At 43.1% G+C, this 25,102-nt stretch carries 24 protein-coding genes and 1 rRNA gene; 14 read left to right on the forward strand and 11 right to left on the reverse strand.

Annotated elements, in window-relative coordinates; all coding sequences use genetic code 11:
• Together FQV28_RS07610 and FQV28_RS07615 are read right to left on the reverse strand one after the other, a co-directional pair.
• Nucleotides 1-66: ribosomal RNA gene (locus tag FQV28_RS07610) — 16S ribosomal RNA — on the reverse strand; the annotation flags it as partial.
• Nucleotides 67-468: 402 nt separating this feature from the next.
• The gene (locus tag FQV28_RS07615) at nucleotides 469-1,371 is read right to left on the reverse strand and encodes a DMT family transporter (RefSeq protein WP_146495188.1); all 903 of its coding nucleotides are present in this window, start codon (nucleotides 1,369-1,371) and stop codon (nucleotides 469-471) included.
• A gap of 106 nt (nucleotides 1,372-1,477) precedes the next feature.
• Between FQV28_RS07615 and FQV28_RS07620 the strand changes: the two genes are divergently transcribed.
• Nucleotides 1,478-2,209, forward strand: coding sequence for an MgtC/SapB family protein (locus FQV28_RS07620; protein ID WP_146495190.1), 732 nt, complete (start codon nucleotides 1,478-1,480; stop codon nucleotides 2,207-2,209).
• Between the two features lie 16 nt (nucleotides 2,210-2,225).
• A complete protein-coding gene (locus FQV28_RS07625; protein WP_146495192.1) occupies nucleotides 2,226-3,221 on the forward strand; it encodes a cation diffusion facilitator family transporter in 996 nt (331 codons plus the stop codon).
• A gap of 39 nt (nucleotides 3,222-3,260) precedes the next feature.
• Here the strand turns inward: FQV28_RS07625 and FQV28_RS07630 are convergent, their stop codons facing one another.
• The 4 genes from FQV28_RS07630 to pruA form a co-directional block, all read right to left on the reverse strand.
• Nucleotides 3,261-4,424 (reverse strand): iron-containing alcohol dehydrogenase, encoded by a 1,164-nt coding sequence (locus FQV28_RS07630; protein ID WP_146495194.1) that lies wholly within the window; start codon nucleotides 4,422-4,424, stop codon nucleotides 3,261-3,263.
• Between the two features lie 111 nt (nucleotides 4,425-4,535).
• The gene (locus FQV28_RS07635; protein WP_146495196.1) at nucleotides 4,536-5,780 is read right to left on the reverse strand and encodes a Glu/Leu/Phe/Val family dehydrogenase; all 1,245 of its coding nucleotides are present in this window, start codon (nucleotides 5,778-5,780) and stop codon (nucleotides 4,536-4,538) included.
• A gap of 81 nt (nucleotides 5,781-5,861) precedes the next feature.
• A complete protein-coding gene (locus tag FQV28_RS07640) occupies nucleotides 5,862-7,055 on the reverse strand; it encodes an ornithine--oxo-acid transaminase (RefSeq protein ID WP_146495198.1) in 1,194 nt (397 codons plus the stop codon).
• 63 nt (nucleotides 7,056-7,118) lie between these two features.
• Nucleotides 7,119-8,663: an L-glutamate gamma-semialdehyde dehydrogenase gene (gene pruA, locus FQV28_RS07645; protein ID WP_146495200.1), complete on the reverse strand. Its 1,545-nt coding sequence runs from the start codon at nucleotides 8,661-8,663 to the stop codon at nucleotides 7,119-7,121.
• A 157-nt stretch (nucleotides 8,664-8,820) separates the two neighbouring features.
• Between pruA and FQV28_RS07650 the strand changes: the two genes are divergently transcribed.
• Nucleotides 8,821-10,107 carry a sigma 54-interacting transcriptional regulator gene (locus FQV28_RS07650; protein ID WP_186763815.1) on the forward strand — a complete coding sequence of 429 codons (1,287 nt, stop codon included), beginning with the start codon at nucleotides 8,821-8,823 and terminating at the stop codon, nucleotides 10,105-10,107.
• Between the two features lie 26 nt (nucleotides 10,108-10,133).
• Here the strand turns inward: FQV28_RS07650 and yugI are convergent, their stop codons facing one another.
• Complete coding sequence (gene yugI, locus FQV28_RS07655) at nucleotides 10,134-10,508, reverse strand: S1 domain-containing post-transcriptional regulator GSP13 (protein ID WP_146495204.1); 375 nt, start codon at nucleotides 10,506-10,508, stop codon at nucleotides 10,134-10,136.
• Between the two features lie 86 nt (nucleotides 10,509-10,594).
• Nucleotides 10,595-13,216: a sigma-70 RNA polymerase sigma factor region 4 domain-containing protein gene (locus FQV28_RS07660; RefSeq protein ID WP_146495206.1), complete on the reverse strand. Its 2,622-nt coding sequence runs from the start codon at nucleotides 13,214-13,216 to the stop codon at nucleotides 10,595-10,597.
• 271 nt (nucleotides 13,217-13,487) lie between these two features.
• On the opposite strand from FQV28_RS07660, the gene FQV28_RS07665 reads away from it, so the two are divergent.
• Both FQV28_RS07665 and FQV28_RS07670 read left to right on the forward strand, forming a co-directional pair.
• A complete protein-coding gene (locus FQV28_RS07665; RefSeq protein WP_146495208.1) occupies nucleotides 13,488-14,822 on the forward strand; it encodes a sodium-dependent transporter in 1,335 nt (444 codons plus the stop codon).
• 103 nt (nucleotides 14,823-14,925) lie between these two features.
• Complete coding sequence (locus tag FQV28_RS07670) at nucleotides 14,926-15,141, forward strand: helix-turn-helix domain-containing protein (protein WP_186763813.1); 216 nt, start codon at nucleotides 14,926-14,928, stop codon at nucleotides 15,139-15,141.
• A 39-nt stretch (nucleotides 15,142-15,180) separates the two neighbouring features.
• Here the strand turns inward: FQV28_RS07670 and FQV28_RS07675 are convergent, their stop codons facing one another.
• Nucleotides 15,181-15,441 carry a DUF1871 family protein gene (locus tag FQV28_RS07675; protein ID WP_146495210.1) on the reverse strand — a complete coding sequence of 87 codons (261 nt, stop codon included), beginning with the start codon at nucleotides 15,439-15,441 and terminating at the stop codon, nucleotides 15,181-15,183.
• Nucleotides 15,442-15,613: 172 nt separating this feature from the next.
• On the opposite strand from FQV28_RS07675, the gene FQV28_RS07680 reads away from it, so the two are divergent.
• The 8 genes from FQV28_RS07680 (at nucleotide 15,614) to mnhG (ending at nucleotide 22,803) form a co-directional block, all read left to right on the forward strand.
• Complete coding sequence (locus FQV28_RS07680; RefSeq protein ID WP_146495212.1) at nucleotides 15,614-16,846, forward strand: MFS transporter; 1,233 nt, start codon at nucleotides 15,614-15,616, stop codon at nucleotides 16,844-16,846.
• Nucleotides 16,847-17,048: 202 nt separating this feature from the next.
• Nucleotides 17,049-19,463 (forward strand): Na+/H+ antiporter subunit A, encoded by a 2,415-nt coding sequence (locus FQV28_RS07685; RefSeq protein ID WP_146495214.1) that lies wholly within the window; start codon nucleotides 17,049-17,051, stop codon nucleotides 19,461-19,463.
• Entirely contained in the window at nucleotides 19,450-19,872 is a 423-nt protein-coding gene (locus tag FQV28_RS07690) for a Na(+)/H(+) antiporter subunit B (protein ID WP_146495216.1), read from the forward strand. Before FQV28_RS07685 ends, FQV28_RS07690 begins: the two co-directional genes overlap by 14 nt.
• Nucleotides 19,872-20,219, forward strand: a complete 348-nt coding sequence (locus FQV28_RS07695) for a Na(+)/H(+) antiporter subunit C (protein WP_146495218.1) — start codon at nucleotides 19,872-19,874, stop codon at nucleotides 20,217-20,219. The genes FQV28_RS07690 and FQV28_RS07695 overlap by 1 nt, the downstream gene beginning before the upstream one ends.
• Entirely contained in the window at nucleotides 20,212-21,693 is a 1,482-nt protein-coding gene (locus FQV28_RS07700) for a Na+/H+ antiporter subunit D (RefSeq protein WP_146495220.1), read from the forward strand. Before FQV28_RS07695 ends, FQV28_RS07700 begins: the two co-directional genes overlap by 8 nt.
• A gap of 6 nt (nucleotides 21,694-21,699) precedes the next feature.
• Complete coding sequence (locus FQV28_RS07705) at nucleotides 21,700-22,179, forward strand: Na+/H+ antiporter subunit E (RefSeq protein WP_146495222.1); 480 nt, start codon at nucleotides 21,700-21,702, stop codon at nucleotides 22,177-22,179.
• Nucleotides 22,176-22,457 (forward strand): Na(+)/H(+) antiporter subunit F1, encoded by a 282-nt coding sequence (locus tag FQV28_RS07710; protein ID WP_146495224.1) that lies wholly within the window; start codon nucleotides 22,176-22,178, stop codon nucleotides 22,455-22,457. Before FQV28_RS07705 ends, FQV28_RS07710 begins: the two co-directional genes overlap by 4 nt.
• Complete coding sequence (gene mnhG, locus FQV28_RS07715) at nucleotides 22,441-22,803, forward strand: monovalent cation/H(+) antiporter subunit G (RefSeq protein WP_186763814.1); 363 nt, start codon at nucleotides 22,441-22,443, stop codon at nucleotides 22,801-22,803. The genes FQV28_RS07710 and mnhG overlap by 17 nt, the downstream gene beginning before the upstream one ends.
• Nucleotides 22,804-22,840: 37 nt before the next feature.
• Here mnhG and FQV28_RS07720 read toward each other — a convergent pair whose 3' ends face one another.
• Nucleotides 22,841-24,331 carry a leucyl aminopeptidase gene (locus FQV28_RS07720; RefSeq protein WP_146495226.1) on the reverse strand — a complete coding sequence of 497 codons (1,491 nt, stop codon included), beginning with the start codon at nucleotides 24,329-24,331 and terminating at the stop codon, nucleotides 22,841-22,843.
• 151 nt (nucleotides 24,332-24,482) lie between these two features.
• Here FQV28_RS07720 and FQV28_RS07725 point away from each other — a divergent pair, with 151 nt between their 5' ends.
• Entirely contained in the window at nucleotides 24,483-24,956 is a 474-nt protein-coding gene (locus tag FQV28_RS07725) for a divergent PAP2 family protein (RefSeq protein WP_146495228.1), read from the forward strand.
• Between the two features lie 58 nt (nucleotides 24,957-25,014).
• Here FQV28_RS07725 and FQV28_RS07730 read toward each other — a convergent pair.
• A partial coding sequence (locus tag FQV28_RS07730) for an IS3 family transposase (protein WP_146495148.1) occupies nucleotides 25,015-25,102 on the reverse strand: 88 nt, incomplete at its 5' end.

Raw genomic sequence — 25,102 nt, forward strand, 5'->3', positions numbered from 1 at the left:
CTCGACTTGCATGTATTAGGCACGCCGCCAGCGTTCGTCCTGAGCCAGGATCAAACTCTCCATTATAGAAGCTTGATTGCTCATGCTGGCGCTCGCCGTCCCGCAGGACGCGCGAATCGCTTGATCTAGCGAAGCTTGATCAGTAGTGTTTGCTCAAGCCGCCGAAGCAGCTCTCGCAGAAATTTTATTGCCGCGTTCGGAACGCGCCAATAAACTGTTGTTGACGTTTTGCTGTTCAGTTTTCAAGGTTCAAATTCACCGTTGTCTTTAGCGACAACTTTTTCAGTATACCTCTTTCACATATCGATGTCAACCATAAATTTAAAATTCATTTTTGGCATTTCCGCTACTCGATCGGCAACATTATTATTTATACCTTATTTACAACTCGTCGTCAATACTATTTCAAGATATTTTTTCGAGTCGTTTTAAGGACATTTATAACTATAAACTGCTGAACAAGATAAATCAACCCCTTTTTTTAAAAATGTATGATTTTATTTTTCCATAGTCTGTTATGAATAAGAGAATCCCGATAATCACTATAGATCCGCCGATAATTTGGCTAATAGTCAATAACTCTCCAAGTATGAAAAATGCTAATATAGCGGCTCCAACGGGTTCAAACAAGATCGCTATGGAGATAACATTGGTACTCACCCATTTTAAAGACCAATTAAATAATGTATGTCCCAACAAATTAGGAATGATGGCCAAAAGCAAGAACCACATCCATTCAGAAGCTGGATAAGGGCCGAACGACTCTCCTTTTGCAATGATATAGAAAAATAACGTTATTGTACTCACACTATAAACAACAAATGTATATGTAATTAACGATAAACGTTTTCTGACGTTTTGGCCAAACAACAAATAAACAGTTATCAATGCACACGCTATTAACGCTAACATATCTCCGAATAAAGCAGTACCACTTATTCTGAAATCTCCGTAGCCGATTAGTACGCTTCCCAATATCGTGATGCCCCCTGAAAATAATGCCTTTAGAGAGATACTTTCTTTAAAGAAGAAATATGTCCCTGCAAACGCAAATAAAGGCTGTAATGTAACCAGAACCGTAGAGCTCGCCACTGAAGTATAATTTAAAGATTCAAACCATAAAATAAAATGAAAAGCCAAGAAAATTCCTGCTATCGCTGTAAAGCACCAGTCTCTCTTGCTTAACTTTTTGATTTCGTGGGTATATCTCCATAAGAAGACTGGACTCATGATGATAATTGAGAATAACATCCGGTAGAATGCAGTGACTCCTGAATCAGCTGACGTCATTTTTACGAAGATAGCAGATAATGCTACTGAAAATACTCCGATGATAATTGGGATATAAGGGTGAATTGCTGGTTTTTCCATAAGTGCACCTTTTGCCTTTCTTTCTCTAATTCTTTCTTATGTACTCTCAATATTTTGACAGGTCCTATTTTCTTTATCAACCTTTATCGTGATTGGAGGTATACACATGGACTTTTTCACTGCATTTCAAGTTTCTTCTTTAGAAACATTTACTAAATTGGTAATAGCGGCAGTTCTGAGTTTAGTGATTGGCCTCGAAAGAGAGTTGAAACGAAAACCTGTGGGGTTAAAGACTAGTATTGTAATTTCGACCTTCAGTTGTCTTCTTACAATCATCTCTATTGAATCCGCCTATATCGCAAGAGGCAGTTCGTATGATAATGTCAATATAACGATGGATCCTCTTCGTTTGGCCGCACAAATTGTTTCTGGGATTGGCTTTCTTGGTGCCGGTGTAATTTTGAAGAGAGGAAATGATTCCATCTCAGGGCTTACAACTGCTGCAATGATTTGGGGTGCCGGGGGAATCGGTATCGCTGTCGCAGCTGGTTTTTATATAGAAGCTGCCATATCAGTTTTAATCATCCTGGTTGGCATCGAAATTCTTACTCCGCTTCTCTTTAAGTTCGGCCCTAGACGGCTGCGCATGAATGAAGTCAACATGAAGATCACGATCTCCAGCCGGTCCTCCATAGTAACACTGATGGAAGAGCTGAAATCTGGAGGAGTTGTCGTTGAAGCTTTGTCGATTTCTCACATCAATCAAGAGAACAAAGACGATTGTCACGAAGTTTCGATTCGCGCTTTCTATTTTCCTGATAAAGAAACCATCGACATGTATCAGGAAATTTCCGAAATTAAAAATGTCGAGCGAGTTGAAATTGAATTAGTTCATTAATGAAGGAGGAAAACACATGTCAGAATTTTTCACACTGCTTAAAGGCGGCAATAAGCCGTCTCTATATGCCGCTTTAACGAACACATTTATCGCAATTATGAAAGGCGTTGCGTTTTTCTTTACCGGGAATGTCGCAATGTTCGCAGAAACCATGCATTCTATTGGAGACGCTGCTAATCAGTTTTTCGTCTTTATCGGTTCCGCATTATCAAAAAAAGCACCGACCCCAAGATTCCCAAACGGTTTTGGCCGCTTGCTGAACATCGTTCTTCTTGGAGCTGTACTAATTGTGGGAATCATGGCTTACGAGACAATTGTAGAAGGATGGCACCAAATGACTCATCCTGTCGAAGCAGAAGGCTTTATCATCAGCGTAATCGTTTTAGTTATAGCTATTATTTTAGAAACGTTTGTACTATATAAAGCTGGAAAAGAAATTCTTCATGAAGCTGGCGTAAAAGGCGGCGCACTTGCCCCGCTGACAACAAGTTTCGCGCATATGAACCGTGCAAAACCAGCCACTAAACTTGTTTTTATGGAAGACTTAGTTGCGACTTCTGGCGGAGTTCTTGCACTCATAGCCGTATTGGTCGCCCATTATACCGGCTTCCTCGCTATTGAAGGCGCAGCTTCTATCGCCATCGGTCTTATGATGTTTTATGTTGTAGCGCGAGTCTTCCTAGAAAACGCTCGCGGCGCTATCGGTGAAACTGATGAACAAATGACCAACCATATTGCTCACTTGCTTACCGACCACCCCGAAGTAAAAGATATTCGGAAGCTTGAAGTGATTAAAGAAGGAGAATTTCTTCATGTGGAAACGAAAGTGGAGGTCAATCCTTCATTGAATGTCCACGAAGCAGACAAGCTTCAAGATCTTTTAGCCGATTTGATTTTAAGTCAACCAAGCGTAAATGATGTGCTTGTTTCCTTTGATGCGGATGATGGCCAAACCCACTGGAAACATGTAAGTACCCGCCCTGAGTCCTTACCGCCATTAAAAACCAACTAAAAAAACGGATTGAGCAAAATTGCTCAATCCGTTTTCTTTTTAAAGTGAAGCTTGTAATATTGCTTTCACATCTTCATCTTTTAATTTGTTGAAGTTGCCGAATTCACCATAAATCATTGCTTTTTCGACCATCAAATCGATTTTTTCATCACTGATGTTGTAATAGTCTAAACGTGTCGGAGCACCTAAAGAGGTCCAGAACGCGGACAAACGGTCAATACCTTCGTGTGCCACTTCTTCCTCAGTTTTGCCTTCCGGATCGACGTCAAAGACGCGGACAGCCATTTGAGCAAAGCGTGCTGGTTTTACTTTCACATTGTGGTGCATCCATTGCGGGAAAAGAACGGCCAAACCGCCAGCATGCGGAATGTCGTAAACCGCTGAAACGGCATGCTCGATGTTATGTGTAGCCCAGTCACCGTTATAACCCATTTGAAGGAAGTTGTTTAACCCCATTGTGCCAGCAAACAAAATCGTTTCCCGGTGTTCGTAGCTTTGAAGATCTTCCATCAATTTTGGCGCTGTTTCGATGACAGCTTTTAGTACACCTTCACACATACGGTCTTGCACCGGTGTGTTTGTGGCATTATTGAAATACTGCTCGAAAATATGAGACATCATGTCCACCACGCCGTAAACAGTGTGGTCTTTTGGCACCGTCAATGTGTATGTTGGATCTAAAATAGAGAATTTCGGGAATGAAAACGGGCTTCCCCAGCCATACTTTTCTTGCGTTTCTTCGTTAGTGATAACAGATCCGGCATTCATTTCCGAACCAGTTGCAGCCAAAGTCAAGACGGTTCCAAATGGCAAGGCGCCTGTCGGTTGAGCTTTTCGGGAAACGAAGTCCCAAGCATCCCCTTCGTATTTTGCGCCACAAGCAATCAATTTTGTGCAATCGATTACGGATCCTCCACCTACTGCCAACAGCATATCAATGCCTTCTTTTTTGCAAATTTCAATGCCTCTTCTAGCAGTGGAAATGCGCGGATTCGGCTCTACGCCGGCAAGCTCGAAAATTTTAAGACCCGCTTCTTTAAGCGTCTCCATCACTTCATCATACAAGCCGTTCTTTTTGATGCTGCCTCCACCGTATACGACAAGGACTTTTTTTCCGTATTGCGGAAGTTCTTCTTTCACTGCTTGTAATTGCCCTTTGCCGAAAATCAGCTTTACGGGATTGTAAAAAGAAAATGCATTCATAATTTTCATCCTCCTATTCGTTATATATTATGAAGTTTTACAGATTCAAATGCAAAAATTTAAGCAAAAAACCGTCTGGAATGAATCCAGACGGTTTTTCTATAAGGAATTTTATACCCAGCCGCGGAAGCGGGAAGCTTCAGCAGTGCGGCGAGCGCCGACCATATAGGCGGCTAAACGCATATCAATATTTCGTGTTGTCGCCACATTATAAACGTTTTCGAACGCATCCACTAATTTCTTCGTCAGCTTTTCATCGACTTCTTCCGGAGTCCAGTAATAACCTTGGTTGTTTTGAACCCATTCGAAGTAAGAAACGGTAACTCCACCAGCACTTGCCAATACATCCGGCACTAGCAGAACTCCTCTTTCAGTTAAAATCTTTGTTGCTTCGGCAGTTGTCGGCCCGTTTGCAGCTTCTACAACAATAGACGCTTTAATATCCGCTGCATTTTCTGCAGTGATTTGGTTAGAGATTGCAGCAGGAACTAGAATATCGCAATCCAACTCAAACAGCTCTTTGTTTGTGATTTTGTTATCAAATAAAGTTGTTACTGTCCCAAAACTGTCACGCCGATCCAGCAAATATTCGATATCTAAACCATTTGGATCGTGAAGCGCGCCATATGCATCCGAAATACCGACTATTTTCGCCCCTGCATCGTACAAGATTTTTGCCAAGAAACTGCCCGCATTGCCGAATCCTTGAATGACTACACGTGCATCCCTAATGTCAAGACCGCGTTTTTTTGCAGCTTCGTAAATGCAGATGGTGACCCCTTGAGCAGTCGCTTTGTCGCGCCCTTGCGATCCACCGAGGACAATCGGCTTACCGGTAATAAAGCCAGGCGAGTTGAATTCATCGATTTTGCTGTACTCATCAAACATCCAAGCCATAATTTGAGAATTGGTAAAAACGTCTGGAGCAGGGATATCTTTGTTAGGACCAACGATTTGGCTAATGGCCCGTACATATCCGCGGCTCAATTGTTCAATTTCACGCATGGACATTTCACGGGGATCACAAATGATTCCGCCTTTTGCCCCTCCATACGGAAGTTCAACAATACCGCATTTTAAAGTCATCCACATAGATAGAGCCATGACTTCCTCCCGGTTAACTTCCGGGTGAAAGCGAATGCCCCCTTTTGTCGGTCCAACTGCATCATTATGCTGGGCTCGGAAACCAGTAAACACTTTAGTTTTTCCATCATCCATCTTAACTGGAATGCGGACTTCCAAAATGCGCATTGGTTCTTTTAAAAGTTCATATACCGATTCTTCATATCCGAGTTTGTCCAATGCAGTTTTAATAACGTTCTGCGTTGACGTCAACAAGTTCAAGTTTTCAGCCATTATATTATTTCGCCTCTTTGTAATATAGTAATTGCCGCGCACTTAGTGTAACATAATTCTCCGATAATTTGTGATGCACTTTTAATTTGAAAAGACTTTTTGAATGCGTTCGATTGCCCAGTCCAACTCTTCTTTTTTAATAATCAAAGGAGGAGCAAAACGAATTACCGTATCGTGGGTTTCTTTGCATAGAAGGCCCAGTTCTTTCAGTTGCTCGCAGTAAGGACGTGCAGCTTCAGTCAATTCCATGCCGATAAACAAACCGCGGCCGCGCACTTCTTTAATAGAAGGATGCTCGATTTTGCGCAATTGCTCCATGAAGTATTCCCCTAATTCTAGTGAACGATCAGCAAGTTTCTCATCTTGCAGCACTTCCAAAGAAGCAATTGAAACTGCACACGCAAGAGGGTTTCCTCCAAAAGTAGAGCCATGTGATCCAGGATTGAAGACGCCAAGAATTTCATGGTCAGCTACTACGCATGAAATCGGGAATACGCCGCCACCCAAAGCTTTACCTAAAATGTACATATCGGGATTTACTTCTTCCCATTCGCAAGCGAACATTTTTCCAGTACGCGCCAAACCTGCTTGAATTTCATCTGCAATAAACAAAACGTTATTTTCGCGGCAAAGTTCTCTTGCGGCTTTAAGGAATCCTGCTGGCGGAATAATAATTCCTGCTTCGCCTTGAATCGGTTCCACTAAAAATGCAGCTGTATTTGGTGTAATGGCATTTCTTAATGCTTCAAGATCGCCAAATGGAATGATATTGATGCCAGGAAGCATCGGGCCAAAACCTCTGCGGTAGTCAGGGTCAGAAGATAACGAAACCGCTGTCATTGTGCGGCCATGAAAATTACCTTCACAAGCAATAATTTCTGCTTTGTTTTCTTCGACACCTTTCACGTCATATGCCCAGCGGCGAGCAGCTTTAAATGCCGTTTCGACAGCTTCAGCTCCAGTGTTCATTGGAAGAGCCATTTCTTTACCGGAAATTTCACAAATCATTTCATACCAAGGGGCTAACTTGTCATTATGAAACGCACGTGATGTTAACGTTACGCGATCAGCCTGATCTTTTAGAGCTTGAATAATTTTAGGATGGCGGTGTCCTTGGTTGACAGCCGAATATGCAGAAAGCATATCCATGAATTTATTGCCTTCAGGATCTGTTACCCATGCACCTTCTGCTTCTGAAATTACGATTGGAAGTGGATGATAATTGGGTGCTCCGTATTTTTCAGTTTGTTCAATGATCTGTTGCGTATTTGCCATGAAAATTCCTCCTCTTTTTTAAAAAAAAGGCAGACTTTGGGTCTGCCTTTTAGTTTGATAAAATTATAACATTTCTGAAGTAGTTTTTGCTTGCATGTGAAGAGTCAGGTAATCAGGTCCGCCCGCTTTTGAATCTGTTCCGGACATATTGAATCCGCCGAACGGTTGGTAACCAACGATTGCGCCTGTGCAGCCGCGGTTGAAGTATAGGTTGCCGACGTGGAATTCTTCGCGTGCTTGCTCGATGTGGTCGCGGTTAGTAGTAATGACCGCTCCAGTCAAACCGTATTCAGTGTTGTTAGCGATTTCGATTGCTTCATCAAAATCTTTCGCTTTTGAAATCCCGATAACTGGCCCGAAGATTTCTTCTTGCATGATGCGTGATTTTGGATCAAGGTCAGCGATGATTGTCGGATTCACGAAGTAACCTGTAGAATCGTCGCCTGTTCCACCAGCAACCAGGCGGCCTTCGCCTTTGCCGATTTCAACATATTCCATGATTTTTTTGTAAGCTGCAGCATCGATAACTGGTCCCATGAAGTTGGATTGATCTTCCGGGTTGCCGATTGTCAATTCTTTTGTCAATTCGATAACGCGGTCAAGAACTGTGTCGTATACATCTTCAACGATTACAGCGCGTGAAGCTGCAGAACATTTTTGTCCGCTGAAACCGAATGCTGATTTTACGATGGATTGAGCTGCAAGTTCAAGATCCGCTTCTTTATCGATAACCATTGTATCTTTCCCGCCCATTTCAGCGATCAAACGTTTCATCCAAACTTGTCCTTCGTTCACTTTTGCAGAACGGTCAGCGATGCGAAGACCTACTGCGCGTGAGCCAGTGAATGAGATAAAGCGAGTTTTAGGGTGGTCAACAAGATAGTCTCCAACTTCAGCGCCCGGTCCTGGGATAAAGTTGACAACACCAGCCGGCATGCCAGCTTGTTCTAAAACTTCGATGAATTTGTAAGCTACGATAGGAGTTGTAGAAGCTGGTTTCAATAGAACTGTGTTCCCTGTTACCATCGCTGCTACAGTAGTACCTGCCATGATTGCGAAAGCAAAGTTCCAAGGAGAAATAACAACGCCAACACCTAAAGGAATATAGTCGTAACGGTTGTATTCGCCTGGACGGCTTTCAACTGGCATACCATCTTTTAAGCGAAGCATTTGGCGGCCGTAGTATTCAAGGAAGTCGATTGCTTCTGCTGTATCCGCATCCGCTTCGTTCCATGGCTTGCCTGCTTCTTTTGTTAATAATGCTGAGAATTCGTGCTTGCGGCGGCGGATGATTGCTGCTGCTTTAAATAAAACATCTGCACGCACTTCAGGTTTTACTTTTTTCCACGTTTTGAATGCTTCAAGAGCGCTTTGCATTGCTTTTTCAGCTAATTCTCTGTTTGATTTTGATACGCGGCCAACAATTTCTTCTTTCTTAGCCGGATTGAATGAAACAATTTTATCTTCAGTCGTGATGCGCTCTCCGCCAATGATCAACGGGTAGTCTTGTCCTAGATAAGCTTCTACAGTCTTTAGCCCTTCTAGAAATGCATTACGATTTGCTTCGATTGAAAAGTCTGTAAATGGTTCGTGTTTGTAGGGAATCATGTGAATCCTCCTTGGATTAAAAAAGTAAGTGCAAAAAATATTTGCACTAATAAACTATTTCCATCTATAATAATGCAAAAGATCGTTGCGTTTTTCAAGTCTTTTTGTTTAAAAGGTGAAAAATAATTTTGGGGTGACTGAATTGACGAACGATAAAATGGATTTGACGCCTTTTTATCAATTTGCAGGAGAACATGTAGGTGTGGGCATTCATGCGGTTGATTCGAAAGGAAAAACGATTATCTACAATAACAAAATGAAGGAAATCGAAGGGTTTGATTTTGAAGAGCTTGTCGACCGTTCTTTTCTTGAGATGTTTCGTTTTGAACATCAAGAAAGCACTCTAGCGAAGGTGCTCCAAAGCGGAACACCTGTTTTAAACTCGAAACAAACATATTGGAACCGCAAAGGACAGGAAATTACAACAATCAACGATACCTATCCTATTTTTTCTAACGAGGAATTGATCGGGGCAATCGAAATGTCCCGCGATGTCACAACTCTCGAGAAAATCGTATACCAACCACTGAAGAAATACGAAGAACCGATTACTTTCAGCAACATTACCGCTATTTCTTCCAGTATGAGAAAAGTCATTGAAACAGCTGAGAAAGCAGCCAAAGCGAAGCTGCCTGTTTTGCTGATAGGGGAATCCGGAACCGGCAAAGAACTTATTGCCGAAGCCATCCATTGGGCATCTTCCTCTGACGGACCATTTTATACACTTTTTTGCCATGGGACCGACCAACACCTGCTCGATCAATTAATGCTTGATATACCTGATATGGTTGGCGGCACTATTTATTGTGAACGAATCGACTTATTGCCTCTGCATTTACAAGCGCAGTTATTCAATATGGTTGAACAACAATCCGGCGACTCGATCTGCTTTATCGCAAGCGTTGGAGAGGATCCAGTCGAATTGATCGGCTCAGGAAAATTATTGAAAGAGTTGTATTATTTCTTTTCAGCAATGACGATTCCATTAGAACCGCTGCGCAAACGAAAAGAAGATATTTTCCCGTTCATAGCTGATTATTTTTCAAGGCATCGAATGAAATTCGGATCGATTGTTGCGGAGTTGGACGATGAGGTATCGCGTTTGTTCCAAGATTATGACTGGCCGGGCAATTTAAAAGAGCTGGAGCTTTTGCTTGATGAAATCACTTCCATAGTAACGACGCAAGATATTGTGACTATGGATTTGCTGCCGCAATATTTCAAGGCAAAATCAAAGCGTTCCGGAAAATTGGTTCCTGAAGATTTTTTAGTTAATAGCGCCAAAGAATTGCTTCCACTAGAAGACTATTTGCATGAAGCGGAAATGTATTATCTGCAAAAAGCAATGGACTTGTATCATGGAAACGTCACAAAAGCAGCCAACGCACTTGGCATGAGCCGCCAAAATCTTCAATACCGTTTACGAAAAATCAAAAAAAAATGAAGGGCAGGTTTTCTGCCCTTCATTTTTTATTGACCTGATTTGTTGATCCATTCTTGCATTTTGTCTTTCAACGAGTTGAATCCTTCAGAATCATTTTCATTCACGTGTGACTGAAGAGATTGCTTTGGTTTTTCACTTTTTTGCGGAGCTGGCGGCTGTTCTTGAAGTGCGCGGATGGAAAGGCTGATTTTTTTTGACTTTTCATCAACTTCCAAAACTTTTACGTTTACTTCTTGGCCAACAGCCAAATATTCGCTGACTTCTTTTACATAGCCGTGCGTGATTTCCGAGATGTGAACCAATCCTTGAGTTTGCTCGTCAAGTGCTACAAATGCACCGTATGGCTGGATTCCTGTTACTTTACCGATTACTGTGTCGCCTGTTTGATATGTTTTTGTCATGTTCTACCCGCTCCTAGTCTTCTCTAATATCCTGTACACCTATTGGCATCTGTAAATTATAGCACAGTTTTTAGGTCAGAGTAAAATCAGTAGATGTTGATGTCCCCCATTCGCCAGCCTTCCGGTGTTTCCACCATGGCAAACTCATGAAGTTCATAGGTGTCTTCGGTGCTTGAACCATTGTCCAACTGCACCCATCCTCTTTTTTGGTTGTCTTGGTAATCGTAAGTATCCACTGTAAATGATAATGCCTTGAGAGTTGTAAAGGCTGGTAAATTGCGATTAGCCACTTGTTGCCGGAACGACTCGAGAGATCCCTGTTTTGACGGTTCTTCTATTAAAGCGTACATCGTTTCAAAGTCCCCCTGTTCCGCGGCCTGCAAGAAAAGGCCTGCAATTTCCCCCGGAGAAGCTGCTTCCACAATTTCCTGCCCCTGACTTGCTGAAAATTCCTTATAAAGCAAAGCTATTTTATCTTTAAATGCATCCGCTTCCTCTTCCATCGAATAAGTTTCAAACATTTGGTTTTTTACCAACCAAATATTGTCACTTTTCGTAACCAGTACCGGCGCCGGCGGAACAGTGGCTTCCTGTGACCGGTACTGGATTTGCGGTTCCGTATGCAGCTCTTCTTTGACTCGATAAACCGATTCTTCATAAATTTCAATCCATAGCGCCTCTTTTGTAAGATCAGGCTGCTGCTTCCAGCCTTTTATATAGTTTTCTAGAGAAGGCTTAAACTTATCTTCTGCCAATAGGTGCCACATGGTTTTCGGATCTTTTCTGGTATTGGCATAGTGATATAAGAACAAAACATCGAGCGGCTGTAAGCCTTTCAAGTTGTTTATATCATGAGTTGCAGAAAACCGCTTGTAAATCTCTTCCGTTTGATCATATGAAAAATCTTGCATGTCCACAAAAGCTGCGTCAATTGAAACATTGCCGTTAGGAAGTTTTGCAGCGAGTTCTCCATTCTTCTCCATTTCAAGAGCCTGAGTAATATCCGAGTACGCCAGCGCATCGTAATGTGCAGATTTTTTCCACCCACTTGCTTCCATTTCATTGATAATGGGCAGCATTAAGTAGATCAGTGGATTCGCGGTATTTGTCACTAGGTTTTTCCACGCCGTTTGATATTCTTTATGAACGACACCATTTGCATTGAATACCGGATTTGTTTCACTGCCTTTCAAAAGCAGCCAGAAAGCGTGCTGGAAAATAAATTCAAACTCTCCGTACACTTCGTCAGGAGTTTGTGCCGTGTCCACTAAAAAGCGTTCAATCTGAGCTAGATGAAACGATATCACATCGATAGGCAACAACAAATCGACACCATCAAAATAGGGTTCGTTTTCCAGAAACGATAAATACTGATAGCCAAACATATCTTGCAGGAGCAAATCGTTGCCGTAAAGCAATTCCATGTTTCTCCGTGCCAAAAACTTAGTTTCTTTTGGATGCGGCGCAATTAATAGCATGGAGTCGTCTAAAGAATCCACCAATACGCCGACTTCTTCGGGGTACTGGTCTTTATGTGCCCGTATGCTTTCCGCTGAAAACTCCCCGTGCCGGAAAGCTTCAGACAAAGCATCTTTATGCTTTAATAGAACGGCATCGGCAAGGGTCATTAATTCCTTGGTTTTTAACGCATAGGACTGCAGAAAGTCCGCTGACTCGCTGGACATCATGCTGCCGCTAACAAGCACGTCATACATCCCTTTTGGCGTTTGAATCTCCAGCATTACTTTTTCGACGCGATCTCGCAAAAGTTCGGGATCATTTTCGTACCTTCTGATCGTTCTTTTCTGCAGGAGACGTTCCATTTTTTCGTCTGCTCTTTGAACATATTCCAACTCCGCATAAACTTCCGGTTTCAGTCCAAGCTGGTCAGGTGAAGCTTTTTTTATTTTTTCGTATTCCACTTTCCAGGCTCTTACTGTCCGGCTGTCAATAGGGCCATCTTCGGCCACAGCGGCCGCCGTCTCAATTTCATTGTCATTTGTTGCAAAAGATGCACCGACTACGCCGATTAAAAACAGGGAAGTCACCCCAATCATTGCCACTGTTCCTTTTTTTATCGGCGCCCTCGTTTCTATTAGCTCCAGTTCCACTGATTCTACCGGCACTTCGCGCTCAGCAAACAATTCCATCTCATTGAAAGGAGGCATAAAACGTTTATAAGATTTCCCCAAAAACTCCAAGCGTTTTTCCAGAATTTCACGGTTATCCAATTGAAGGCCTTCTTGCACTCTTTTGAACGCTTCCGCGATGCCAGCTTCGCATGCCGCCTCTGTTTCCCCGATTAAAAGAGCGAGTTCTTTCAACGATTTCTTATGAAAATAAAACAGAGTGAACAGTATGCGCAAATTTTTACTCAAGAGTTGAATATTTCTATGACATTCTTTGTCTTCTTCAAAACGCATAACTTGATCGCCGGCACTGGTCTCTTCGCCTTCCTTGAAATCCTCCATTTGACAAATAGAAATCTGGAAAAGTACCGCTTCAGCTTCTCGCTCTTCGGAAAAAGCAGCCGGCAGCTTGTTATAAAACTGGCGGAATACATCCAATTGAAACTTTTGCAGCTGACAGACTGCTATTCCATTTTGATAGCCGAAACGGGCGATGGGCAAATGGCGCAACGAACACCATTCTGAGTAAGCTGCTTTCTCGCCTGTCATGGCATAGGCAAACAATTCTTCATATTTCATCGCCGTTTCGTCTCCTTTATTTACTAAGGTCGAATAAAAGCATAGCGCATATCAAGAAAACAACATCTTTATAATAGAAAGTTTAGTATCTCGCCCCGAACCTATCACTTCCATTAATCAGTTAAATCAATAGAATTGAAGTCGGATTATTCCAACTTTTCTTTTTTATTTATTATACATGATAAAGGTGTTTTCATTCTTAAATTATCTACTTTTTTATATGTCTGTCGTGTAGAATAGAAAAATCCAAATGATTTAGGAGTGAACAATAATGAAAAAACGTGAACAATGGACTTCTAAAATTGGATTTATCCTCGCAGCGGCTGGAAGTGCGATTGGATTAGGAGCAATTTGGAAGTTCCCTTATGAAACGGGAACAAACGGCGGGAGCGTCTTTATCCTGCTTTTCATCATCAGCACAATTGCAATCGGCTTGCCGATCCTTTTAGCTGAATTTATTATTGGCCGCAGAGGCCAAGCAGACGCAGTAACTGGCCTAAAAAAACAAGCGCCAGGAAAAAAATGGCACTGGATCGGCTGGTCAGGGTTTTTAGTTTCGTTTATGATTTTGTCTTTTTACTCAGTCGTTGGAGGCTGGATCCTTTCGTATTTGGGCCGTTCTCTTTTGCTTCAACTGTCTAGTTTAGGAGATAACGCCTTTGCCGAGCTGTTTGGCGGAATCATCGGCAATCCGGTTGAAGTGCTGCTCGCACAGGGGCTATTTATGTTCTTGACGGTTTGGATTGTTCAAGGCGGCATTAAAGGCGGTATTGAACTAGCCAGTAAAATCATGATGCCTGCTTTGCTTTTGTTCTTCGTCTTATTGATGGTCCGCTCCTTGACACTTGATGGCGCTATGGAAGGCGTGCGCTTTATGTTCGTACCGGATTGGTCTTTCTTTACGTTTGAAACAGCATTGACCGCCCTTGGACAAGCCTTTTTCTCATTGAGCGTCGGTGTGGCAGGCATGATCACTTATGCATCTTATTTGCCAAAAACCGAAAATTTGACCCGGTCTGCGTTTAGTGTTGCCGGTTTGAATATAGCTATTTCTATCATGGCTGGATTAATCATCTTCCCGGCAGTCTTCGCGCTAGGTTATACACCGGACCAAGGTCCCGGCCTTGTCTTTATCATTTTGCCGGCAATTTTCGACCAACTGTTTATGGGGCAATTTTTAATGATTGCATTCTTTATCTTGTTGCTTTTTGCAACGTTAACCTCTTCTATAGCCATGTTGGAAATTACAGTTTCGATTATCGTGAAAGAAAAATACGATCGCCGGCGCCGTGCTTCTTGGATTTTCGGTATAGCCATCTTCATCTTTGGTATTCCAAGCGCACTGTCTTTCGGTGTCTTTTCCGACCCGGTCTTTTTCGGTTATACGTTCTTCGACTTCATGGATATCGTTACTAGCCGGATCGGCATGCCGCTTGGAGCTTTATTGACTTCTATCTTTGCCGGGTATGTACTGAGCAAAAACGATGCGGAAGCGGAGTTGATGGGCAAGTCGCTTTGGAGCACTACCTGGCGCGTTCTAGTGAGATATGTTGCTCCATTGGCCATCCTGATTGTCTTTGTACAAGGCATCATTGGTTTCTTCTAAGAGAAAATTTCTGAATCTGCCACAGTTTCGACTACCGAAATAGGTTTTATGTGATATGATTTTCTTTAGTTGTATGGAACATAAAGCAAAGGAGTGTCTGCATTTGCAAAAAGATTTACACGCCCAATTAAAATTCCTGCGGGAAGAACGCCGTTTGTCGTTAGACGAACTTGCTTTGAAAGCAAGAGTCGGTGTGGCGCGTTTGCAGTCCTATGAATCGGGAGAAGAAGTCCCTTCTGTCCAGACGATTTTAAAACTTTCAAACGCTTTAGAAGTACCTGCCTCCAATTTATTGGATGGCTTAGAGACAGTAGAATGAAAAAAAGCTTGCTGCCATTTCGGCCGCAAGCTTTTTTTGTTAAATAATGCATTTTGCTTCGAATTTAAGCGCAAGCAGTTTATAGGAAATTTCTACACAACGTTCGAACGGAATCCATTTTTCGAAGGAGAATTCATAAGTGCTTTGAATTTTTTTAGCTAAGTCCGATGGGTCATCAAGTACATGCAGTGCTCCAACGACCTCGGCAATTTCCCCACCATATAGATCAGTTCCGATAGCAAAAGGATCCCATTCTTCTAAAATCCTTCCAGCTCTTCGGTTCATTTCACTAGTGTCCATTTTTTTCACCTAACATTTCTCTATTGTTAACAGCTATGATAGCACAGAAATAAAAAAAGGAAAGGACAGATTGCCCACACAGCGGGAAATTGCAAGCCCTCCCGCTTTCTTCGCCTTACGAAATATTATATAATATCTATTGGGTTCATGTTTTAGAAAGAAGGGATTTTGCATGAAAATGCAGAAAAAGAATTTCGCAATCATTATGTTCACAAATTTCCTGGTAGCAGGCAGCACGACCATGATTATGCCATTTTTATCTCTTTATATTGAATCACTCGGCACTTATACAGAAGAATACGTTCAACGGTGGGCAGGACTGGTGTTTGGTGTTACGTTCGTTGCCGCGTTGATTATGTCGCCTGTCTGGGGAAGGATCGCGGATAAATATGGTTATAAACCAATTTTAGTTATCAATGGTTTAGGAATTGCCGTCAGTATTTATTTGATGGGAACGGCCGGTTCAGTCCATGAGCTGTTTTTTATTCGTTTGTTCATGGGACTCGTTACCGGATTCATCCCGACGTCGCTTGCTTTTGTCAGTTCGCAAACTCCAAAAGAAATTGCAGGCCGTACACTTGGCACACTGCAGATGGGCAGTGTATCGGGAACGCTTTTCGGTCCAGTGATCGGCGGATTGATGGCAGACACATTCGGATTTAAATACACATTTATCATTACGGCTCTAGTGATTGGCACAGCTGCCCTCCTCGTATTGTTCGGCATCAAAGAAGTTAAGCGTTTGAAAACGAAAGATGCCCATGTATACGCGAGAAAAACAATTATTCAAGGCATTTTACACCACCGATTGCTGATCAACGTCATGGTTATTACATCTCTTATCCAAATCGGCACTTTCAGCATTCAGCCTTTGTTGTCGTTGTATGTATCCCACCTGGTAGAAGGCAGTTCGCAGGTCGCTTTTTTGGCGGGAGTCACTTTTAGCGCGACGGGTGTCGGCAACTTGCTTTTCGCTCGACGCTGGGGCCGTCTTGGGGATTCGATCGGTTATGAGAGAGTATTGGGATTCCTACTTGTTCTGGCATTCGCTTTTATCATTCCGCAAGCTTTTGTAAATGAGCTTTGGCAACTGATTGCGCTGCGCATTTTGTTCGGCATTGCAGTAGGCGGAATGATACCGACAACCACCGCTTTGATGCGCCGCGAAGCTCCTGTTGAAATTCAAGGGGAAGTTATGGGATACAATACGAGTTTCCGGTTTCTAGGAAATATTATCGGGCCAATGTTCGGAGGGATTGTCAGCGGCTTTATCGGCATTCCAGCAGTTTTCATCGTGACCGGACTCTTGTTTTTGATTTCATTCGCATTCTTAAGATACACCTTGAAAAGACCAGAGCAGGATTTCGAAGATGTTCTGCTTGAACAAGAATTGAAAAGTATGTAAAAAGAGGCGATTTCTTACTGAATTCGCCTCTTTTTTCTTTTTTATCGGTTAGTCACAAAATTTTCTTAATTGAGTTTCTACCTATTTCAATAACACAGTCTTTTCTCCCCTTTCTCTGTCCCAGCAATGCAAAGCCCTTAAATTTACGTTATAATTTTTCTAGCAGCTCCATAATATTCAACAATTTGAAAGGAGGATTCATTTGTCATTCGTATTTTTGATTTTCCTGCCTGTCTTGGCAGCCTTATTCGTTCCGCTGTTATTCAAAAATCTGAGACAAATTCATACCGGTTGGTTTGTGTTACTCGTTCCGGTCATTCTATTTATTTACTATGCCACGCTTTTGCCGACGACTGCAGAAGGAGGGCAGCTTGTTTCTAGCTTCCAATGGATTCCTTCTCTCGATATTGCCATAGTTTCTTATATCGATGGGCTTAGCTTGTTATTTTCGTTATTGATCACTGGAATTGGCGCTCTTGTTGTTTTGTACTCGATTTTCTATTTAGACAAAAGCCGGGAGCAATTACATAATTTCTACGTATATTTGATGATGTTTATGACAGCGATGCTTGGAGTGGTCCAGTCAGATCATTTAATTTCCCTTTATCTTTTCTGGGAATTGACGTCCATCTCCTCCTTCCTGCTCATCGGTTATTGGTATACGCGTGACCGCTCACGGTTCGGCGCATTAAAATCGATGATGATCACTGTCTTTGGCGGCTTGATGATGCTCGGGGGCTTTGTGCTTCTCAGCATCATGGGCAATACTTATTCGATCCGTGAATTGATAGCCCAAGCACCCGATTTGGCCTCACACAGTTTCTTTACGTGGGCTTTGATTTTGGTCTTGCTAGGTGCTTTTACAAAGTCGGCACAGTTTCCGTTTTACATCTGGCTTCCTGATGCCATGGAAGCGCCGACGCCCGTCAGCGCTTACTTGCATTCTGCGACAATGGTAAAAGCCGGATTGTATTTAGTGGCACGGTTCACACCAATTTTTGCGGTTTCCGGAACTTGGATGTGGCTGGTTGCTGGCGTAGGGTTGTTTACAATGTTTTGGGGTTCGTTTTTCGCACTGAAGCAAAAAGATTTAAAAGCGATTCTCGCCTTCTCCACTGTATCCCAGCTTGGATTGATCATGTCGTTGCTTGGCGCATCTGCGGCTGGCTTCCATATTGAGGACGCTTCGCACACAGTATTTAAATATGCGGCTTTTGCAGCGATTTTCCATCTTATCAACCATGCAACATTTAAAGGCAGCTTGTTCATGGTTGCAGGTATTGTCGACCACGAGACCGGCACCCGCGATATCCGGAAGCTTGGCGGTTTGATGAGTTTGATGCCGATCACTTTCACGATTGCAATGATTGGTTCTTTCTCAATGGCTGGCCTTCCGCCTTTCAACGGGTTCTTGAGCAAAGAAATGTTTTTGACGGCCATGATTTCCCTGACTGAATTTGATTTCTTTTCAATGGATGTCTGGGGATTGTTGTTCCCCATCTTAGCTTGGATTGGCAGTGTCTTTACATTTATCTACAGTTTCTTCTTTGTTTTCCATACATTTGCCGGTAAACACAAACCTGATCTATTGCCGAAGAAAGCGCATGAAGCGCCAATCGGCATGCTGGTTTCGCCAGCTTTTCTTGCCCTTCTCGTCTTGGTCATTTTCTTTATCCCGAACCAAGTGGGCGATTGGCTCATTAAACCGGCTGTTGTGGCTATACAGCCGTTTCTATATGTTGCACCGGCAGATGTAGATATCCATGTTTCTGCTTGGCATGGCGTGAATCCTGAGTTTTGGATGACGCTTGGCATCTTCTTAATCGGCGGTCTGCTGTTCTGGACACTCCGGAAATGGCAGCGCGCATATGACCGGTTCCCGGATAACCTTACACTGAACCGGCTGTATGATAATTTTATGTATTTGAGCGAAGGCGGAGCCAATCGGTTTTCAGCCCTTTACATGACTGGGTTCATCCGTTCCTATCTTGTTTATATGTTCGGCTTTTTGGTTGTAATTGTTTTGTCTACATTATTTTTGACAAATGCTTTTGTCATCCGTACAGACAATCTCACGCCAATCGGCTTTTATGAGCTTGTTGTATTGCTTGCCTTAGTGGCAGGCACCATCACCATTCTTATTGCCAAGTCCAGATTGATCGCCATCATTGCGCTTGGTGCTGTAGGGTATTCAGTCGCTTTGTTCTTCGTCATTTTCCGGGCTCCTGACCTTGCCTTGACGCAACTGGTCATTGAGACGATTTCGGTAGCGCTGTTTTTGCTGGCATTCTACCACTTGCCAAAAAACAGCAAAACCGTAGAGCGGCTTGGATTTAAATTAGGCAACGCGGTCATTGCATTAGGAGTGGGTGTAACGATGACACTTGTGGCATTATCCGCCCACTCCCAGAAAGTCTTGCCGTCCATATCCGAATTTTATAAAGAAACCGTGTATTCAGAAGCCGGCGGCGGCAATATCGTCAACGTTATCTTAGTGGATTACCGCGGATTTGATACACTGTTTGAGATTGCCGTATTAGGAATCGCAGGAATCGCAATTATTACGATGATCAAATTGCGCTTGAGCAGAAAGGTGGGGCAGCATGAGAACAAATGATGTAATGCTCCAAACGGCTACAAAGGTTGTGACTTTCATCATTTTGATGTTTGCCGTCCATATCTTCTTTGCAGGGCATTATACGCCTGGCGGCGGATTTGTAGGCGGCCTGTTGACAGCAAGCGCTATCGTTTTGTTGATGTTGGCATTTGATATTGAGACGGTAAAGAAGATTATTCCGTTCAATTATGTCATGATGACAGCAATTGGTTTGTTGCTTGCATTAGCAACAGCCGGCGCTTCCATTTTCTTTAATGTCCCTTTTTTCACACACGCGTATGATTATTTCCACCTGCCATTGTTTGGCAAAACGTCCCTGCATTCAGCGGCACTTTTTGATCTAGGCGTTTATCTGGTTGTTGTCGGAGTTACGATGACCATTATTCAAACGATTGGAGAGGATGAATAATGGAAATTATTATGTCAGTGGCTATCGGCTTTCTGTTTATGGCCGCTGTTTACTTGATATTATCGAAAAGTTTGATCCGTATTATTATCGGTACCGGTTTATTGAGTCACGGTGCCCACTTGCTTATATTGACGATGGGTGGGCTTGGCGGAACGGCTCCGCCGGTCGTGGCCGATGGCGTTCAGATAACAGATTATGTTGATCCCCTGCCCCAGGCATTGATTTTAACGGCAATCGTTATTTCGTTCGCAGTCACTTCCTTTTTCTTGGTTCTTGCTTACCGCGCTTATCAAGAACTTGGCACCGATGATATGAATTTAATGAGAGGAATTGAAGATCGTGATTAATTTACTTCTATTTCCTGTCATCATTCCGATGCTCTTTGGTACCATTCTTTTGTTTTTCCCTAAAAATATCAGAATGCAGCGGATCATAGCTGCCTGTGGAGTTGCGATTACATTTATTGCTGGATTGTTTTTGCTTGCTGCTGTAAAAACAAACGGCTTGCAGGCAGTGACACTCGGCAGCTGGGATGCTCCTTTTGGCATCTCAATGGTATCCGACTTGTTTTCAGTATTGCTCGTGCTCACAGCCACATTGATTACGTTATTCGTCATCTTTTACAGTTTTCAGACGATCGGCTTTGAGCGGGAACAATCTTATTATTATCCGGCCGTCTTGTTTCTGCTGACAGGAGTAAACGGAGCTTTTACGACAGGAGATATTTTCAACTTATTTGTATTTTTTGAAGTTCTATTAATGTCTTCATACATGCTTATTGTGCATGGAGGCGAAAAGCCACAACTTAGAGAAACGATCAAGTATTTACTGGTAAACATCATTTCATCGGCATTATTTGTTGCCGCAGTTGCATATCTCTATTCCGTAACCGGCACGCTGAATATGGCGGACTTAGCCGTAAAGATTCCACAAATCCAGGAAACTGGCATTTTGACTGTTATCGCTGTACTATTCTTAGTCGTATTCGGTTTCAAAGCATCAATATTTCCTTTGTACTTTTGGCTGCCTGGTTCATATTATGCGCCGCCTATTCCAGTATTGGCGCTGTTCGGTGCTTTGTTGACAAAAGTCGGCGTTTACGCCATAACGCGTACATACACGCTATTTTTCACAATGAATATTGAGGTGACCCATGAACTGCTGGCGATCATCGCCATCCTCACCATTCTCGCTGGCTGTATTGGTGCGCTTGCGTATTTCGATGTCAAGAAAATCATTATTTACAACATCATCATTGCTGTAGGGGTCATATTGTTCGGTGTTTCTCAAATGAATGGTGCAGGCGTTGAGGGGGCCATCTTTTACTTGATCCATGATATGCTGATCAAAGCCGCTTTGTTCTTTTTAGTCGGTATAATAGCGGTATTGTTCGGCACTACCAACCTAAGAGAAATGGGCGGGCTTATAAAAACGTATCCGCTTCTCGGCTGGACTTATTTGTTGGCAGCTTTCGGTTTAGCCGGCATTCCGCCGCTCAGCGGCTTCCCAGGGAAACTGCTTATTGTACAAGGCGGATTTGAAGGGCCGAACTTTTGGGGAAGCTTGGTTATTTTGGCGACAAGCTTGCTTGTATTATTGAGTGTGATCCGTATTTTCATCTATGCTTTCTGGGGACCTCCCGTTAAGACGATTCCAATAAACAAGTCTGCTTACAATCAGATGTTCATTCCTTCCCTGCTGCTGGTCATAATTACGGTTTTCGTTGGCGTAGGGGCGGAATTATTTATGCCACTCATCTCAGGTGCTGGCGAAGTGCTATTAAATCCCTCCATCTATATAGATGCAGTATTAAAGGAGTAGATGAAGATGGCGTTGCAAGTATTACTTAATTTCTTTCTAGCCTTGGTGTGGATGTTCATGACCGAATCGTTCACGCCGGCCGGCTTTGCGATTGGCTATTTGGTTGGCTTATTGCTGATTGTGGTGATGCGCCGCTTTTTCACTTACCGGCTATACACATCCCGGATTTGGGCAGTCATTTCCCTGTTTTTCTTGTTTTTGAAAGAGTTGATTTTATCGAGTTTTTCGGTATTCAAACTCGTCATTCAGCCGCGGCTGAATATTCGTCCGGCTATTTTTGAACTCGAAACTGAATTGAAACACGACTGGGAAATCACGCTGCTTTCCGCTTTAATAACGCTGACTCCCGGCACATTGGTTGTCGCCATATCCGATGACCAAAAAAAGTTATACATTCACGCGATTGACTTTGAAGATATTGAAGATGCTGTCCAGTCGATCAAAACGACATTTGAGCGTGCAATCATGGAGGTGAGCCGCCCATGATGACGTTCTACTGGGTATCGCTTTTAGTCATCAGCTGCGCTTTCGTCGGCCTTTTGTATCGGCTGATCAAAGGCCCTTCTATTGCAGACCGAGTAGTCGCTTTGGATGCATTAGGCGTCGCATTGGTGTCGATTGTCGCTTTGCTGTCTTTGATCATGGAGACAGAATTCTTCCTTGAAATCATATTGCTTCTCAGCATTTTGTCTTTCATCGGAACTGCTGCTTTCGCGAAGTTTATCGAGAGAGGAGTGATTTTCGACCGTGACAACCATCATTAATTTTTTCATTATTGTATTGATCTGCACAGGTGTGATTTTCAGCGCAGTGACTGCTCTTGGGCTTGTTCGGCTGCCGGATGTCTATACCCGCACCCATGCTGCTTCTAAAAGCGCGACATTAGGTGTCCTATGTGTATTGGCGGGTGTGTTTCTGCACTTTTGGCTAAAGGAAAATCATTTCAATCCGCAACTTATTATCGCGATTGCTTTCTTATTTATCACCTCCCCTGTTTCTGGCCATTTGATCGGCCGCGCTTCTTATGTGGCCGGCATTAAATTGGCAAAGGAAACGGTACGGGATGATTTGAAAGGCGTTATTGGTCCGGAAGCGAATAAAAAGAAATAGAAAAAAGCGGCAAGCGTAAAATACGCTTGCCGCTTTTTTATTGTTCTTCTGCCATTCTTTCCACCAGCATCGCCAGTGTCCGCACCATGACACCGGTGCCGCCTTTTGGCCCGAGGTCATGAGCTGAACTAGCGTCAGAAGTCCCTGCAATGTCCAAATGGATCCAGGGTGTTTCCTCTGCAAATTCCCCGACAAAACCGCCGCCAAATATCATGTGGCCATCTCGTCCAGGCGAGTTGTTCAGATCCGCTACGTCGCTCTTACGGATGCGTTTTTTATCGCTTTCCGTCAACGGCAGCCTCCAAACAAATTCACCCGTTTCGAGTGCAGCTTCCATAAACGTTTCGAAAAACGCTTCATCGTTCGTCAAAGCACCTGTTTTGTCTTTGCCAAGCGCTACGATGACTCCGCCGGTAAGCGTCGCTACATCGACGATATGCGTGGCGCCGAGCTGTTTTGCGTATGTCACGGAATCCGCCAACACTAGACGGCCTTCAGCGTCCGTATTGAGGATTTCAATCGTTTTGCCGCTAAGTGAAGTGATAACATCATCCGGCTTGAATGCATTGCCTGAAACCATGTTGTCCGTTGAAGCGATGACCGCTACGACATTTTTTTCAGGCTTCAGTTCGCCAATCACTTTCATGGCGCCAAGCACCGCCGCAGCGCCTCCCATATCGCCTTTCATGCCGACAATACCATCTTTCGGCTTTAAAGAATAGCCGCCAGTATCAAATGTGATTCCTTTGCCGACAAGCGCCAATGGATTTTCAAAAGACTCTTTTGCTTTATACTTCAAAACGATAAGGCGAGGTTCTTCAACAGATCCTTGATTGACCGCAAGGATGGCACCCATCCCAAGTTCTTCAAGTTCTGCTTTTCCCAAGATATCTGTTTCAAAGCCGTATGTGTCGCCTAATTCTTTCGCGTAATCAGCTAGCGCTGTCGCAGTCAGAAGGTTCCCCGGCATATTGACAAGCGTCCGTGCTTCATTGACAGATTGCCCAAAAACTTGGCCAATAAATGCAGATGCTTCTACTTCTTCAGCATCTTCTTCAGAGATCACATATAATGTTTCAATAGTGCTGTCTGCCTCATTCGAGGTCGTTTTGTAATCGTCAAAACGGTAAGCCCCCAGCGTCATGCCCTCCGCCGCCAAGTATGCCGCGTTTTCTGCAGTGATATTCTCATTTTGGAATGAATCCAAATACACCGCTGCGTTTTTAACTTTTTTCTTTGTTAACTCTTTCCCAACTTGGCCAAAAACAGCGCGCAAATCTTCTTCTGTCAATTTCTTGCGGTCACTCAAGCCGACAAACAGCACGCGCGGGATAGAACCGGATAATGTTGGATATGTAGTAAGCGATTTCAAGTCAAAAGAGAAATCTTTTGTCCATTCTTCCAGTTTGCCACTAAAACGTTCTGAAAATTCCTGCCATCCTTTTGTATTTTCCGGATGGCGGCTAAGGCCAACCACTAAGATTTCGGCTTCTAGATTTTCAGTCTTCGATTGCACAACCAAATTCATGCTAAATCCCCCTCTTATTAACGTTCTTTTTTAGTTTATCATGTATTCTGCCAGCCGAGTAGTTCGACAGGCGAAATACATGTCAAAAACAAATTAAACACCTGAGTGTGATATACTAGAAAAATATCTGGTATTGAAAGGTTGTTTTCAAATGGACATTTTTTCTAACTTTCCGCTTATGGCCGGCCTTTTTGCTATTCTATTTGCCCAATTTGTTAAAATTCCGATCCAGTATATCGTAACAAGGGAAATTGAATGGAAATTGTTCACATCAACCGGCGGCATGCCGAGTTCTCATTCTGCCGCGGTAACTGCCTTAACTACAGCAGTGGCCATCGAGCATGGTGTGGATTCAACTATTTTTGCCGTAGCTACTTTGTTTGCTGTGATTACGATGTACGATGCCACGGGTGTCCGTTTCCAAGCTGGACAGCAAGCACTGACGATCAATAAACTGCGAAACGATTTTAATATCTTTGTGAACGAAACAAGAACTTGGCAGCAGAAAAAAGAGGAAGAAAAAATTGAAGAACTAAAAACACTTCTTGGCCACAAACCGAGCGAAGTGTTAATGGGAGCCATAACGGGCATTATTATTTCCTTTGTCTTTTATGCTTTTCTATAAAAAAACTGCCAAACCGATTTTGGACTGACCCGTTAATTTGAGACACAAGAAAAAACACCTAGACTGCCATTGTCCGGTATTCAACCGGAGAGTGGCAGTTTAATTTTTGGAACGGTCGGATGTAGTTGTAATAATACATGTAATCT

Source organism: Planomicrobium sp. CPCC 101079 (assembly GCF_007859275.1).
In the GTDB taxonomy this organism is placed as follows: Bacteria; Bacillota; Bacilli; order Bacillales_A; family Planococcaceae; genus Planococcus.